Consider the following 16,160-nt stretch of genomic DNA (forward strand, 5'->3'; position numbering starts at 1 on the left):
CGGCCGTCCCCTGTGTCGCGCCATGCCCGCCGGTGACGTAGGAGTAGGGCATGGTGACCGCAGTGGTGTTCGACGTGGGCGAGACGTTGCTGGACGACTCGCGCGAGTGGGGTGCATGGGCCGACTGGGTCGGAGTACCGCGCCACACCTTCTCCACGGTTCTCGGAGCTGTCACCGCGGCCGGACGGGACAACGCCGAAACCTTCCAGTACTTCAAGCCCGGCTTCGACCTGGCCCGCGAACGCCAACTGCGGGAGGAGGCCGGGCTGGGCGAGCGCATCGAGGACAGCGACCTGTACCCCGACGTCCGGCCCGGCCTGGCAGCGCTGCGCGACCGTGGCTTGTGGGTAGGCATCGCGGGCAACCAGACCGCGCGCGCCGCTGCTCTACTACGTGGACTGGGGCTTCCCGTGGACGGACTGGCGACTTCGGGCGAGTGGGGCGTTGCCAAGCCGTCTCTCGAGTTCTTCACACGGGTGGCGGAGATAGTTCCCGACGGTCCCGCCCAGACGCTGTACGTGGGTGACCACCGGGACAACGACGTGGTAGCTGCCAAGGCGGCTGGGTTCAAAGCAGCGTTGATCAAGCGCGGCCCCTGGGGCTATCTGTGGGCCGACGATCCGCTGGCGCGCCGCGAGGCGGACTGGGTCATCGATTCCCTGCTCGACCTGCCGGACTTGCTGTGCCAGCGTACGGACCCGACGGACGGGTGAGTTGCCACGTGCGCCACCTTGGCACAGAGCGCCGCACGCTCCGCTTTCGCCTGGCGGCCGGTCGCCGGATCGTGATGCCGGGCGCGGTACCAGGCACGTGGCTGGCGACTGAACTCAGCAGGCGCGGGCCCACGCGGCGAGGTCGAGCAGTCCGGAGCTCGGGCTGCTGTGGGTACGCAGCAAAGCCGAAAGGGACTGACGGACCTGGAGATGAGCGCGGGTGTGTTCGGGCGCGGCTTGGCGTGCAGCTTGCAGGCACAGGTAGGCGTCCTCGTGACGACCGAGCGTGAGCTGGGCTCGCGCGAGGTCGATGAAGTAGTGGGAGCGACGTTCCGCAGGCAGGTTCTCGGGGGGACGCCAGGCAGCCGCTCGTTCGATGCCCATGGGATCGCGCAGTTCGACGGCGACGGCGAGTTCGTGGATGCGCAGGGAGGCCGGGCCGAACGCGGTGCCCCGGTAGACGCCTTCGGGAACGACTCGCGCGGGGCTGCGGGCTTCGCGCAGGTGGTCGGCGGCCCGGTCCGCCTTGTTCGCCCGGCCCGCGACGACCGCGGCGCGCATGTGGAGGGCGCCGAACGCGGCCAAGGATGAGGCGGTGTCGAGTTCGGGTACGTGGTCGGCGGCGATTTCGAGGGCGCGGGCGGCGGTGTCCAGGTCGCCGGTGGCGAAGAAGGTCTCGGTGCGCACGTACGCCACGGCGGCCAGCAGCAGCGGGTCCTCGGCGAGCTGGGCGGCGGAGCGCATCAGGTCGATCAGCCGCGCGGACAAGTCCAGGTAGCCGAACTTGAAGGCCACACCGTCGGCAGCGCGCAGCGCCAGGGTGAGCTGGGCAGCGGCGTGACGGCGGTCGACGCTGTCGCCCAACTGGCCTGCGCGGGCGAGTTCGGTGATGAGGTCTGGTAGGCGGCGGGCGAGGTTGCCATAGCGCGACTGCAGCCGGTCGTCGCTGGCGCGGGCGATCTCGTCATACAGGTCGGCCGAAGTCCTGATGGGTCCGTCGTCGGGCAGGTCCAGTCGGTCGAGGGCACGGCGCAGGCGCGGGATGGCGGCATGGATGACGTCGACCTCGGCGACGAGTTCCCGTTCGCGGCCGTCGCTGGTGCGTGGTGTCGACGCGACCCGCTCAACGGCGATCTGTGGGGGGTCCAGCACCGCAACCGAGTTGGTCTTGCTAGGGCCTCGGCCGGTGCGGCGCAGCAGGTCGTCCAGCTCCTCGAGGGAGACCTGCAGGGCGCGAGCCAGACCCGGCCGCTGCCACGGCTGGGGTGACTGGACGCCGCGTTCCCATCGCCCGATGGTGCTGCGCTCGACCTTCAGCACGAGGGCGAGGCTCTCCTGGGTGTAGCCAGCGGCTTCGCGAGCAGCGGCCAGCGGAGTGAGCGGCCGTGCTGCCATCGCGCGCCCCTCCTTCCGGCCCCGCCATTAGCGCAGAGTACTCGTCCGTTCTCGCACGTACGGCCGGCGGCGCCTCATGAATGCCTCATCGTCGCTCCGCATCCGACCCACCCACCACGCACCACCGGCCGCCAGATTTCCACTCCAGGCACCCGTTCAAGGGCTTTAGCAGCGTTCGGCAGGGAGAACCTGCTGGTCAGATGGGGTATCGCCCATGGACGCCTCGCGGCCGCCCCACGGTCGCTCTGGTGATCAGGTGGGCAGCGCCCTTGACTGGCCTGCATCCTTCGCCATCGCCCCCGTCCGTCGATCGTGAGAGCACCATGACCACCACCCACGTCGTCGGGCCACTGGCGGAGCGGGCCGGAGCCGATGTACTCGCTGTTTCTCAGCCGCGAATCATGCAGATGGTGACCGGGCGACCGGTCACTGAAGTCCTCGACCACACTGGCCTCCGCTCAATCCCCGACGCCGGAACCTCCGGAGGAGCGCACTTGCCCGCCAACCCTGCGCTGGACCTCGCCAACGAGCGCGTCCGCCACCAACAGGCAACATCCTGGGTGACGCAGATCGCCTTGGACGGCCGGTCTGCTCGGGATGGAGAGCGTTCTCGGACGAGCGTCCTGAGCTCTGCCAGCAGCGGCGGTGAGCTGACGATGCCCGCCTAGTGGGCCATCCTGCTCCGCAGAACGGCCCCGACACTCCAGACACACTGCACAAAACACCCAGATGCTGCACCCACGCAGGTCAAGCGAGCGGGCTCGTTCAACCGTACAGCGGCAAAGGTGTCCGAGAAGAACGAAGTCAAGCTGATCCGGCCACTCGACCATCGAACGACCGCGACCGTATCTCGATCGATCAGCTATAGGTCGCTGACGTGCACTCGGAGTACCTGAGGCCATGCCAGCAGCGGGCTTGCCACCCGTTAAAGTGGCCTTCACGTCCGTCTTGGCCGGAGTGCGTGCCGGAGACCTAGCAGGGGAGATCGCCAGTTGGCCACCACGGTTCATGACATCCTGGAAGCCTTCCGTGCCCTCCCGGTGTCCAACCGAGAACGGGGCGACAAGTTCGAGCGGTTGATGGTCCAGTACTTGAAGCTGGACCCGCTGTATGCGGAGAAGTTCTCCGAGGTGTGGATGTGGGCGGACTGGCCGGGCCGCGCCGGCAAGCCCGATACCGGGATCGACATCGTCGCCGAGGAGCGTGAGACCGGGGGCTTTTGCGCGATCCAGTGCAAGTTCTACGAGCCGGACCACTACATGCAAAAGTCCGACATCGACTCCTTCTTCACCGCGTCGGGCAAGGCACCATTCACCAGCCGGATCATCATCTCCACCACCGACAAGTGGGGCCAGCACGCCGAGGACGCTCTCGACGATCAGCGCATCCCGGTCTCACGCGTGGGGCTGGCCGACATCGGACAGAGCCCGATCCGATGGGACCTCGCCTGGCCCCGACCCGGTATCGACATCGAACTGCGACTCGAACACAAGAAGACGCTACGGCCCCACCAGCAAGACGCCGTCAACGCCGTGTTCGATGGCTTCGGGTCCCACGACCGGGGCAAGCTGATCATGGCCTGCGGCACGGGCAAGACGTTCACCTCGCTGAAGGTGGCCGAGCAGCTCGCCGCCGAGCGAGACGGTCAGCCGACGAACGTCCTGTTCCTGGTCCCGTCGATCTCGCTACTGTCCCAGACCCTGCGGGAGTGGACCGCGCAAACGCAAACGCCGATGCGTACCTTTGCCGTGTGCTCGGACACGAAGGTCGGCAAGCGCTCCGAATCCGAAGACATTAGCGTCCACGACCTCGCATTCCCGGCGACCACCGACACCACCAAGCTGGTTGCGCAGGTCGCTCGGACGGATGGTGCCACACCGCTGACCGTGATTTTCTCCACCTATCAGTCGATCACTACGGTCTCGGCCGCGCAGAAAGCCGGCTTTCCCGACTTCGACCTGGTGATCTGCGACGAGGCGCACCGCACGACCGGTGTGACCTTGGCCGGCCAAGACGAGTCCCAGTTCGTCAAGGTGCACGACAACACCGTCATCAAGGCTACGAAGCGGCTGTACATGACCGCGACACCGCGCCTGTTCGACGACAACACCAAGACCTCCGCCCAGCAGAACTCCGCCGAGCTGTGCTCCATGGACGACGAGGCCCTCTACGGCCCCGAGTTCCACCGTCTCGGGTTCGGCAAGGCCGTGGCCGAGGGCCTGCTCACCGACTACAAAGTCCTCATCCTCACCGTCGACGAGAAATACATCGCCACGTCGCTGCAATCCCAGGTGGCTGACGAGAACAATGAGATCAACCTCGACGACGCGGTGAAGATCGTGGGCTGCTGGAACGGCCTGTCCAAGCGCTCCGGCCGCACACCCGATGGCGAGGGCTTCCCACCAGGGTCCCAGCCGATGCGCCGCGCGGTCGCGTTCTCCCGCAGTATCAAGGAATCCATGAAGCTCACCGAGAGCTTCGCCGAGGTAATCGGCGCTTACGACGACGCCGACGAGGCCACCCTGCGCTGCGAGGTCCGGCACGTCGACGGTAGCTACAACGCGCTGCAGCGCAACGTCGAACTGGACTGGCTCAAGGCCGACGCGGAGGCCAACACCTGCCGCATCTTGTCCAACGCGCGCTGTCTATCCGAGGGGGTCGACGTACCTGACCTGGACGCGGTGCTGTTCCTCAACCCGCGCAACTCCGTGGTCGACGTCGTTCAGTCGGTCGGGCGGGTCATGCGCAAGGCCGAGGGCAAGGACTATGGCTACATCATCCTGCCCGTCGGCGTCCCGGCCGATGTCGCACCCGACAAGGCTCTGTCGGACAACAAGCGCTACAAGGTGGTCTGGCAAGTCCTCCAGGCGCTGCGGGCGCACGACGACCGGTTCAACGCCACCGTCAACAAGATCGAACTGAACAAGCGCAAGCCCGACAACATCATGATCGGAACGGTTGGGTTCGACGGCGACGGTGGCGACGGCTCGACCAACGACGCCGGCAGCGCCGCCGCTGGCGTGCAGGCCACGCTGGACCTCCCCGTGGAAATCTGGCGGGACGCGATCTACGCCAAGATCGTCACCAAGGTCGGCGAACGCGCTTATTGGGAGAACTGGGCCAAGGATGTCGCGGCCATCGCTGAGCGGCACGTCGCCCGCATCGCGGCGCTCGTGGACGACCCGACGTCGGGGAAGCGGGCAGCGTTCGAGAGGTTCCTCGATGAGCTGCGCTCCAACATCAACCCCGGCGTCACTAAAGCAGACGCCATCGACATGCTCGCCCAGCACCTGATCACCAAGCCGGTGTTCGACGCTCTGTTCGCCGGCTACGACTTCTCGACCAAGAACCCGGTCTCGCAAACGATGCAGAAGATGCTCGATATCCTCGGTGACCAGGCCCTGGGCAAGGAGGCCGAGACCCTGGAGGCGTTCTACGCCTCGGTCCGTGTGCGGGCAGAAGGCATCGACAACCACGAGGGCCGACAGAAGGTCATCACGGAGCTGTACGAGAAGTTCTTCAAGACCGCGTTGCCCAAGACCGCCGACGCCTTCGGGATCGTCTACACACCTATCCCGATCGTGGACTTCATCCTCCGCGCCACCAACCAGGCCCTGCAACGCCACCTCGACACCTCACTGTCGGCACCCGGCGTGCAGATCATCGATCCCTTCACGGGCACCGGCACGTTCATCGTCAGGCTTCTCCAGTCAGGGCTGATCAAGCCAGAAGACCTGCTACGGAAGTACACCAGCGAGCTGCACGCCAACGAGATTCTGCTCCTTGCCTACTACATCGCCGCTGTGAACATCGAAGCGGCCTTCCACCAGTTCCGCGCAGACGACTACACCCCGTTCGAGGGCATCGTCCTCACCGACACCTTCCAGCTCGCCGAAGACGTCCAGTCCCTCGACGCTGAGATGTTTCCTGAGAACAACAAGAGGGTAAAGCGCCAAAAGGCCCAAGACATCCGTGTCGTCATTGGCAACCCGCCCTACTCGGCCGGACAGACCAGCCAGAACGACGGTAACCAGAACGAGTCTTATCCGACTCTCGACCGGCGAATCGAAGAGACCTACGCGGCACGATCAACGGCCACGAACAAGAACTCTCTTTACGATTCCTACATCCGCGCCATCCGATGGGCTTCCGATCGAATTAAGGCAGAAGGCGTTGTGTGCTTCGTCTCCAACGGTGGCTACATCGACGGCAACACCGCGGACGGCCTCCGCAAGACCCTTGCCGAAGAGTTTAGCACCATCTACTGCTTCAACCTTCGAGGCAACCAACGCACAGCGGGTGAGTTGTCTAGGCGGGAAGGCGGCAAGATTTTCGGTTCCGGCAGCCGAAGCACCGTGGCAATCCTGCTATTGGTAAAGGTTGCGAGCCCGGCGCCCGTCTGCCGACTTCACTATCGTGACATCGGCGACTACCTCACCCGCGAACAGAAACTCGCGATCATCGATGACAGCGACCTCCACACGATTGACTGGCAGGCCATTGAACCTAATGCAGAAGGCGACTGGGTCAACCAGCGCAACACTGCATTTGATTCGTTTACCGTCATCGGAACAAAAGGCACCAAGGGGCAGCAGCAACCCCTGACCTTCTTCCGGAACTATTCACGAGGACTTGAGACTGGCCGCGACGCCTGGGTATACAACTACTCGCATGACAGGCTTTCTCGGAACATTCAGCGTACGATCAAATCTTACAACGAACAGGTTGAAGATTTCAGCGACCTATGTTCTAAGCGAAACGTTAGAGACGTCAAGCCCCTAGTCGACGACTTCATTGATCGGGATCCAACCAAGATCAGCTGGTCGCGCAGCCTGAAAGGGTACCTCGCCAAGCGCGAGTCGATCTCTTTTGTTCCCAGTCACTGCACGGTTGGAATGTACCGCCCCTTCTCTAAGCAATGCGTCTATTTCGATCGGCATCTTAATCATGAGCGGTCACAGATGCCGAAGATTTTCCCGGATGTCGACCATACGAACTTGGGAATCTACTACGTTGGAATGGGCTCAGCCGTTCCGTTCTCGGTCTTTGCCGTCGACATGATCCCCGACCTCCACACGACTGGTGCGGGGAGCGGCGGTCAGTACTTCCCGCGCTACACCTACGAGAAAGTTGAGGCCGAGCCTGACCTGTTCGGCGGTAGGAACGACGACGAGTACGAGCGCGTCGACAACATCACGGACGAGATCCTCTCGGACTATCGGAAGACCTACGGGTCTGGCCTGAGCAAAGACGACATCTTCTACTATGTGTACGGGCTGCTGCACTCGCCGACCTATCGGACCGAGTTCGCCACCGACCTGAAAAAGATGCTGCCTCGCATCCCCAAGGTGAAGGATTTCCGTGGGTTCGCCGATGCCGGTCGCGAGCTGGTGACGCTGCACGTCGGGTATGAGGCTGTCGCGCCGTACGCGCTCGAGGAAATTGTCACCTCAACTCGCGGGGTGCCTGACGCGACCTTGTACCGCGTGCAACAGATGGTCTTCGGCAAGGGCAAGGGAGCAAGTAAGGACCGCAGCCGGATTGTGTTTAACAGCCACGTGACCTTGTCAGGTATTCCGGAGGAGGCGTACCGCTACACGCTCGGCGCGAAATCGGCCATCGAGTGGATCATGGAGCGGTATCAGGTCAAGACCGACAAGGCCAGCGGCATCGTCAACGACCCCAATGAATGGTCCGAAGATGCCCGATACGTTCTAAATCTGTTGAAGCGGATCGTGACGGTCAGCGTGGAGTCTGTGAAGATCATTGATTCACTGCCAGCGCTCGACGAGCTATGAGTCGTCCCGCCCGTAAGACACATAGGCAGTGAATGCGTTTCGCGCAGCGCGCGTCCGGCGACGGTGTCGACGGCGACCTGGGCGAGTTCTACGGTGGCGGCGGAGGGTTCCCCGCTCGGGCGACAGGCGACCGAACCGACGCCGCTTAAGTCGCCGGCCTGCTCGCCGACGCTGCCTCGTGGCTGAGGACGGCCTTCGCGCACGCCGCCCGCACGCCGTCGTCGACGAGAGACGATGTCACTTAAGCGACGCTTCCGTCAGCGACGGTGATGGTGTTGTCTCGCCATCAACTAGGGACCGAAGCGTCGTCGATTGACCGCCGAGCACCGATTCCGACGCTGCGCAGCGCCTAATCCTCGTAGGCGAAGTCCAAGAGTTTCTGGTGCTGCGTGCGCAACACATCCCACCTACTTACTGGTTGCCCTGGCCGCTCGCGACGCTTGGCATGGGTCAGGACGAGATGATGTTTCGCGCGGGATACCGCGACGAAAAACTCGGACATGACCGTAGTGGGGTTGCCCCAGAAGAGTTGCTCCTCCACGCCGAGCACCACGACCTTTTCGAATTCCAGACCCTTGCATTTATGGATGGTCAAGAACCGGATCGCATCAGTCTCCGAAAGCCGCTTGAGTGCTGCGACTGCGTCGCCATCAACGGCAATCTCCCTGCCAAAAGCTTCAACCGCCTGCTCAATCAAATCGTCAAGCCGCGTTCCCTGCTGATAGCCAGGTGACATCGCGGCAAGTACCGATCGGGACACCAGTTGCAAAAACTCGTGGACAAGCGGCCTCCACGTGGCGAGTTCCCCCGACTTGAACGCCGGTTCGCGGACGGCCTCTCGGGTTTCGCGGAGCATTCGCTTCAGCTGACTGTCGAAGCGTGCCCCTTCGTCCTCGGACGCGCTCAAGCGGTTGACGACCCCCATCATCTCGGCATAGGCGTCAGGCTGACTGTCACCATTGATCACACGGAGGAAGTTGAACACGAGCGCAACTGCTGGCTCCGCGGTGAGGTCTTGACTCTCTTGCTCGTTGCGGAATGGAATGCCGCGGTCCGTGAGCTCACTGCCCAGCGCTGCCGCGACCAGGTGCGGCTGCTGACGAACGAGGATGGCGATCTCGCTCGTCTCCACGCCCTCTTTGAGCCAGTGTTCGATGAGATCCGCGACCGCCTCTGCCTCGTCGTACTCGTTGTCGAAGCCGCGCACCTGGATGGCGCCGTCGTCTCCCGCCAGATCCTCGGCGGGGCTGACTGCTTCAGGGTCCATCTCCGCGATCATCCGGTTCTGCATCCGTCGTAGACGCGGTGCCGAGCGGAAGTTTTGGTAGAGCGGAAGCGGCTGGGCCGAGAAGTCGTCGGCGAAGGTCTGCAGCACACCGTCCAGCGCGCCGGCCCACACCATGATGCGCTGTTTAGTGTCACCGACCGCCGTCAGAACGGCTGTTGACTGGCCGAACGTCACCTTGATCAGCTGATACTGCTGTCCGGTGCAGTCCTGGAATTCGTCGAGGAAGACGTGGCTGTATGTCTGGCGGATGCCTCCGCGGGCATAGGCATTAGACTCGACTATCTCCAACGCCAGCGGCACCAGATCAGCGAAAGTAATCTGCTCGCCCGCAATCCTCGTGGCGGGATCAATCCGGTAGTCCGGACTGAGGGCGTTGTATCCCGTGAGCGCAGGCCGAAAATTATCGATCAGACGTTTGGCAAAAGCGTGGAAAGTGAGGCTGTCGAACCTAGCCGCAAGCTGCGTGCCGGAACGACGACGGACCCGCTCTCGCAGATTACGGGCAGCGTCAACCTTGAACGAAACCGCCAAGATCCGGCGCGGGTAGGGGCACTGCCCTGTACGCAGGAGAAAGTCTGCTCGTTGGGCGAGCAGCTCAGTCTTCCCCGCCCCAGGTCCCGCTGCGACGACCACGTTCTCGTCCGGCGTCGTGGCGGCCTTCATCGCGTTCGGTTCGAGAACGAGATCGTCGACCGGGCGCCACTGATCGGGGCCTATCATTCCGGCAACTCGGCAAGGCTCGTGCGCACGTGCTCGATCAGTCGATTGAGCACGTCGGGGATGTCCTTCAACAACTGCTCGTCACTCAGGTCGGCAAGAGCAGCCAGATGGGCAGCGGGCTTGCTACCCAGGTCGAATATCTCGTGGTAGTCGTCGAACAGTGCGAGGACCTCTTCGGGCAGGCGGTCTTCGTTTACGTGGCTCTTACCGAGTACAGCCACTATCGTCTCCTCGTCCGGCTCGATCGACTCACTCGGCTCAATGTCGTAGGCGTGGGGATATTCCGCCAGCATCATCAGATCGAGGTCGACCGGATGGGAAAAGAAGACAGCTTGCCGTTCCAGCGCCTCGACCGGCCCGTGCCCGTCCTCGAAATCAGGATCAACAAGTGTTGGAAAGTCGTGGCTATCATTCCACTTCGGAAGGTTGCCAATCGCTTCCTTTGTGTAGGTACCTGGCTGGACGGTGTTGACCTGTTTCAACGCGTTGCGTACCCGCCCCCAGCCGCCGTGGTATCGGCCGCTGTCGAGGTCGAGCAGTGTCGCGTGCGGGATCTGCAAGTCGTTAAGGAGCCGCCAGAAGTGATTGACGTGTCGGCCGCCCAGTGGGACCACCGACACGGACGCATCGTCTTCGGCGATGCCTGCTGCCGCTAGGATACGAGGCAGGACCAACTGTTCGCTGGCGCCTTCGCCGAGCATGACGAACCGGGAGAAGTAAAGTTCGGGGTAGGCTTGGACGGCCTCTCGCACGTACTTTGCGGCTGACTCGTCGTCCTCGGGAAGGGTGATGCGATGAACGGTCGTTTCTCGGACGGTATTCAGCCTCAAGAAACAGATCGAGCGGGGGTCGACACGTCGCAGCAGTGTTGGCGCATGCGTGGCAATCAGTGATTGCACGTCACCGTACGCGCACGCTCTGCGCAGTTGACGGATGATCCGACCGAGGTATTGCGGCGCGAGGCTGTTTTCGGGTTCCTCGAGCGCGATGACAGTGTGCACCGGCGGCCGCAGGCGGTCCGCATCGAGGGATGTCTCCTCGCCGCTGAGGACCCGCCGCGCGAGGGACTGCCAGGCAAGTACAAGCGAAATGTACAACAAGGACTTCTGTCCATCACTCAGCCGTTCGAAGGCCAGCGGTGCTCCGTCGTGCGACGGCGAGAAGCTCACGGTGAGCTGACGCAGTACCCCTTCCAGCTCACCCCGCCCGAAGGCGATCGACGGATCCTTGAAGTACTCGCCGCGGTGCAGGCCGTGCCACTCAGAGGTCAACCGATCGCCGATGCTGGCCACCGTGGTGTTGGCGACGAGCGATGCAGTGATCTGAGTGGTGAGATCGCTCAGCGTCTCGCGCTCCGTCGTCCAGTCGGCCGCTCGCAGGCTGCGCCCGATAAGCGAAGCCGTGGTGTACGAAATGTGGTCAGCCGGGTCACGGCGAGCAGGCAGGTAGTGCACTTCGATGTGGCCACGGTCGTAGCGCGTCATGTCCGCACGACGGATGGGCTCGCCTGCCTCGTCAGCCTCCAGCACGTACTCGATCTTCTCGTCAATGACACCGTCCGGGGCCAACGAAGCTGTCAGGCGTACACGGGTTCGCGGAACTCCGTCCGCCGTATGGATGGCCATGTGAGAGAAGTTCGGTGGAACGGACGCGTGCTGTCCGCTGACTCCCGCTTCCGGAAACTCGACATCGACCTCCAGCCACAGGCTCGGCTCTCCGCCCTGCACCTCACTCGTCAGTTGGTCGACAGGCACGTGGAAGTCGTCTAGGCGAATCCTGCGCTGAACTTCCAACGGACTGAAAAGCCGCGAAAGCGCTTCGAGCACGGCGGTCTTACCTGACCCGTTGGCACCAAGAACATACGTTAGATCGTCGAGATCGATCGCCGTCGGTTCCGGGCCGAAGGACTGGAAGTTGCTCAGCCGCAACGTCGTGATCCTCATCAGCGCCTTCCACCTTCCTCACACACTGTCACCCACCGGTTGGCCAATTGACCTCAAGCCAGTTGCTGAACTGATCGACATCAGGAACTGACCGTTACATCGATCAAGCAGTATTCATCCATTCGGGTGAATGTTGTACCCTCTGATGCTGACGCCCGGAGGAGGTAACGCCCGTCCTCCTCTCTTTCTCGACCTTGCTACCTGGGATTGACCTTGACCGTCTTGCTGCGGGGCGACGACGGGACGGGTCTCCGAGGCGACCGTGCAGCGCATGCTCAGCGCCGCCGAAGCGATCGGCTACTCCACCCAACGAAGAAGCGGCCGATCCGTGCGAAGTGCGCGGTCATGGCTGATCGGGTTGGTACCGTTCTCGGTGAACCAGTAGGATTGTGGATAGGCTACGTGCCAGTGTGGGTGAGCAGACCATGTTGCTGTACCAGCCAGCGTCAGCTACCGCGAATTGCGGGTACTACTTCGCCCGACGAGCGGTCAACTGGCCGAGCTGTTCCCACTCGTCGATCTTGCCGGCTTCCACGAAGCGTCGCGCGAGTATTTGACCGGCCTTGAACGCGACCCGGTTCGGTCGCCATCGGGTCAGGTATGTGACAGATGCTTGACCGCGCCGAACGGTCCACTCACGACGAGAGCCGGCGGGCTGGTGTTAACACAGATGGGCCACCCATGTGTTAACGACTGGTCGGCTGCGGCACCTAGGACGCCTTTGAACGTTTGCCGCCAGCGGGCGGCTGTCCCTTCGTGGCAGCGCCCGGAGACACCACGGCTTTCCGCTCGTCTGCTGGCGGAAGCGCCCCTGGGCGCGACACGATGATCACGTCGGCGATCCCAGGGAGATCGATCAACGCGCGGCGTGTCTCGTCGTGATGCTCCGTGGAACACGAGTCGTCGTAGATGAAGACGATGATCTCCCGGTAGCGCTCGTTGTCCTTGAGGTAGCCGACCGAGTCGATGATCACCTCCTGCTCCACGTCCTTGAAGTCGCTTTTGCTGCGCACGAACTTGACCTCGATGAACAGCCCAAGGCCGGGCAGCGCGAAGTCCGCGCGATAGGCGCTGTGGCCGAGCTTCGGCAGGTTCTCCTCGTCGACCACGTCGTCGAAGACCGCGCGGAGCATGACCCACAAGATGGCCTGCACCTCGCGTTCGGCGTCGACCCGCCACCACTTGGGGTCCTTGAGCTCGGCGGAGTCCCACACCCATCGCTTCATCGCGGGAGGAAAACGCCTGAGCACTTGGCTCACCTGGGGAACGCTGATCACCAACTGGTCCGCGCTGGCCGTCGCCACCGCTTCGGCGAAGTGCAGCCACAAAGCGGCATGCCGAACCTCCAGATCAGCGGGATCAGTGCGCAGGAAGGCGTGCATGGCCCGTTGCTGTGCGGTGCGCAGCTCCTCCGGGGTGTCCCTGGCCACCCCAGTGCCGGAGGCGAGTAGGTAGAACGCCGCGACGAGCGCATGGTCGGCCAGCCCCGCCAACGCCGGCAACGAGGCCGGTTCACCGGTGAGCTCAGCGAGGACGTGCTGATGCATCAGATCGAGCCACGGGTCGTTGGGTTCCCTCATCGGGTGGTTGAGCGCCTTCTGAAGCCAGCTCAGGAACCGCGGCACGCGGTCCTGCACCGCCCGCGCGGCGAGGTGCAGCCCGAGGACGATTCCTGCCGAGTACAGCGGGGTCACTCGGTCGCCTGGGTACGGATCACGCCCGGCCAGACCTTCAAGCCCGTGCACCAGCACGTCGGCGAAGACCGGAAGCCGCGTCGGCTGGGCCTCCGCGACATACCCCAGCACGGCGAGCGCGGGCGCGTCTTCCAATCGGCTCACGTTCGCCTCGAGCCAGGCGTCGAGGTCTGGTTCGACGTGCCATCGAATCGACGTGCCGTCGCCGAGGACCTGCCGGGCGAACATGCCGTGCAGGCTGCCCGGCGTGTTCTCGGTGTCGATCCAGCGCCGGAACACTCTAAGCTGCGTGCTGAAGAGCAACTGCCCGGTAGTCGCGTCATCAGGTCCGGTCACAGGAACCACCTGCTGTAGCGCAGCTTCCCGAAGATCACGTCGGAGTTCCAGTTCGTCACGTGGCGCAGCTTGCCCAGCAAACCGGCGATGAGGTCGGAGTACAGGATGGTCACCGGCTTCGTCGAGGGGTACGGTCTCCGCCAGGACATCGCCGTGAACCTGAAGAGCTGTCCGGCCAGGTAGTCGATGTCGGTGAACGTGGACTCGCGGTGCAGCTTGAGCTGCAAAGGCTTCGGCGCGCCCTGCGACTCGCTCTTCATCTCTCGCGGTCCCTTGACCGTCACCAGCATCTCACTCTTGCTGATCGGCACGGCGAAACCGCGTCGTGCCACGTACTTCCCCTTGCTCCCCTTCCCCGCGCTGACCCCCCTAGCGTTCTCGTCGAGGATCATCCACGGGTGGTCGTCGACGACAGTCACGAACGCGAACTCGACGCCGGCGAAGTCCGCCGTCAAACCCTCCACGAGCTCCTTGATGGCTTGGGCCTCTTCGTCTTTCAGGAGTTTGAAGACGTGGAAGACCAGCCGGATGAAGTCGTTGGACTTCCACCCCTGGCGCCCCTTGATCTCCGTGAGGCAGACCCGCAGGGCGTCCTGCAGCGCCTTCGGATACTGCTCGTACGGCGCCTCCCTGGACACGTTCGACACGAGGTAGGTGCCGTCGGAGTTGAAGACGGTGGTGATCCCGACGACGCGCTCCCCCTTGCCCAACCGGTCCTCGAACACCTGCGCGCTGCCGATGCCGAAGATCAGCTCTCGCCTGGTCGGCTGGCCGTTGTCCTTGATCGCGAACGGCGTCCCGCCCAGTTTGGCGTAGACGGCGAGCGCCATCGTGCTCAGCGGGTAGGCGATGCTCGGGCTGTCCGTGATGTTCTCGACCTGGAACTCCTGGACCGCGATCGACTGGCTCATGAAGGTCGACTTGGACACCAGGTAGGGACTCTCGTTGCCCGTCAGGTGCTCCTGGGCAGCGCTGGTGAAGACGAACGCGAGGTCGATCTTCTCCTTGGCCTCCAGCGCGCTCAAGCAGGCGCGCTTGTAGGCGCTCGCGTCCTGCACATCGCCGTCGAAGACGGTGAGGGTGAAGGTGCAGTCAGTCAGGCGAAACTTTCGGACGAACCCTTCGGGGAACGCGGATGAACCGCGGACACCGTCGCGAAACCTGGTGAGAAAGGTCTCCACACGGCCTTGGAACTGGCGGGGAACCACCACGGCGATCGTCGGCGCTTTCGGGGTGAACGACTCCGTGTCGAAAGGACCGAACCTGTTCAGCCCGGCTTCCGGGTACCGATCCGTCTTGTCCCCGGACTGGTCGAACACGAAGGTCGGCTCGCTCAAGGTGCGCACGTGCGGATGCTGGTTGCCCTTCAACCGCAGCGGCCTGGCCAGGTGCGCCGTCATCCCGGCCGCGACGTCGAGCGGTCCACGGTCCAGCAGCGCGTTCGCGATCTTGTCCGTGTCCGCGATGCGCCGCTCGGCGTTGTTGAACGCGGCGATCTTGCCGTCCAGCGCGACCAGATCACGCTCGAACGACCGCCCGCACGCCTTCCGGAGCACTGTCTGGAAGTTGGCCAGATTGGACTCGATCCACGTGCGCACCGCGTCGAGCTTCACCTCGCCCTCCCGCGACTGCACAAGCAGCTTGCCGTCGACCACATCGGTCACCCGGCCGACCAGCTTGCGCCGCGCGTGTGCGTCCTGGGACGGCCAGGCACGCGCCGACTCCAACTCCGTCAGCACGTAGACCCCGACCACCGGAACGCCACGTCGCAACAGGACGTCCACGGGAAGATCAATCTCGTAGCGGGCCTTCCTCCCGATCACCACGCCGGGGTACTCGCGCGGCCCGCTGCGGCGGACATCCAGCGAGTACTCCGGATACACGTGCAACCTGTCGATGCCCCGGCCCAACGCCTGCTCCACGAGGTCCTTGCCGGCCAGCCTTGACACGAAGCGCACTGGGTACTCACGCCTGAGCAGGTACTTCCACTCCACCGTGAGGATGCGCCTGAGGCGCTCTTCGAGCAGCCGGGTCTGCAGCAGCACGTCGCGTGCGGTGGAGGCGATCACCCTGCGCTCGCCGATCTGCTCGGCGCCCTGTGCCAGTGGAACGCACACGACGTCGTTTCGATCCCGGACGACCACATGAGACTCGCGGAGCCGACTGCGGAAATCCTCAAGGTGGCCTGCCGACTCGTAGGGCAGCACACCAGCAACCACCTGACCTGCGAACCGGACTGGCAGGAAGTTGGTGAACAACAACGGACCCCCACG

The 16,160-nt window shown here is 63.7% G+C and carries 7 protein-coding genes; 2 read left to right on the forward strand and 5 right to left on the reverse strand.

The features are described 5' to 3' along the window. Positions 1-50 precede the first annotated feature (50 nt). Positions 51-713, forward strand: a complete 663-nt coding sequence (locus JT362_RS31285; protein ID WP_260195471.1) for an HAD family hydrolase — start codon at positions 51-53, stop codon at positions 711-713. Positions 714-827: 114 nt separating this feature from the next. On the opposite strand, the gene JT362_RS31290 is transcribed toward JT362_RS31285, so the two are convergent. Beyond that, the gene (locus JT362_RS31290; RefSeq protein WP_260195472.1) at positions 828-2,108 is read right to left on the reverse strand and encodes a helix-turn-helix domain-containing protein; all 1,281 of its coding nucleotides are present in this window, start codon (positions 2,106-2,108) and stop codon (positions 828-830) included. A gap of 992 nt (positions 2,109-3,100) precedes the next feature. Here JT362_RS31290 and JT362_RS31295 point away from each other — a divergent pair. After that, the gene (locus tag JT362_RS31295) at positions 3,101-7,906 is read left to right on the forward strand and encodes a DEAD/DEAH box helicase (protein ID WP_260195474.1); all 4,806 of its coding nucleotides are present in this window, start codon (positions 3,101-3,103) and stop codon (positions 7,904-7,906) included. Between the two features lie 349 nt (positions 7,907-8,255). Here JT362_RS31295 and JT362_RS31300 read toward each other — a convergent pair whose 3' ends face one another. The 4 genes from JT362_RS31300 to JT362_RS31315 form a co-directional block, all read right to left on the reverse strand. Beyond that, the gene (locus tag JT362_RS31300) at positions 8,256-9,914 is read right to left on the reverse strand and encodes a UvrD-helicase domain-containing protein (protein WP_260195475.1); all 1,659 of its coding nucleotides are present in this window, start codon (positions 9,912-9,914) and stop codon (positions 8,256-8,258) included. Continuing rightward, positions 9,911-11,857 carry an ATP-dependent nuclease gene (locus JT362_RS31305; protein WP_260195476.1) on the reverse strand — a complete coding sequence of 649 codons (1,947 nt, stop codon included), beginning with the start codon at positions 11,855-11,857 and terminating at the stop codon, positions 9,911-9,913. Before JT362_RS31305 ends, JT362_RS31300 begins: the two co-directional genes overlap by 4 nt. Before the next feature lie 710 nt (positions 11,858-12,567). Next, positions 12,568-13,887: a PD-(D/E)XK nuclease domain-containing protein gene (locus JT362_RS31310; RefSeq protein ID WP_260195478.1), complete on the reverse strand. Its 1,320-nt coding sequence runs from the start codon at positions 13,885-13,887 to the stop codon at positions 12,568-12,570. Then, positions 13,884-16,145: an argonaute/piwi family protein gene (locus tag JT362_RS31315; protein WP_260195479.1), complete on the reverse strand. Its 2,262-nt coding sequence runs from the start codon at positions 16,143-16,145 to the stop codon at positions 13,884-13,886. Before JT362_RS31315 ends, JT362_RS31310 begins: the two co-directional genes overlap by 4 nt. Positions 16,146-16,160: the final 15 nt, after the last annotated feature.

The organism is Actinophytocola gossypii, assembly GCF_025165815.1.
Lineage (GTDB): Bacteria > Actinomycetota > Actinomycetes > Mycobacteriales > Pseudonocardiaceae > Actinophytocola > Actinophytocola gossypii.

What these genes read in the sequence shown, in the direction of transcription:
- JT362_RS31285 (WP_260195471.1), top strand. Translation starts at nt 51, where the DNA reads ATGGTGACCGCAGTGGTGTTCGACGTGGGCGAGACGTTGCTGGACGAC.
- JT362_RS31290 (WP_260195472.1), bottom strand. Translation starts at nt 2,108, where the DNA reads ATGGCAGCACGGCCGCTCACTCCGCTGGCCGCTGCTCGCGAAGCCGCT.
- JT362_RS31300 (WP_260195475.1), bottom strand. Translation starts at nt 9,914, where the DNA reads ATGATAGGCCCCGATCAGTGGCGCCCGGTCGACGATCTCGTTCTCGAA.
- JT362_RS31305 (WP_260195476.1), bottom strand. Translation starts at nt 11,857, where the DNA reads ATGAGGATCACGACGTTGCGGCTGAGCAACTTCCAGTCCTTCGGCCCG.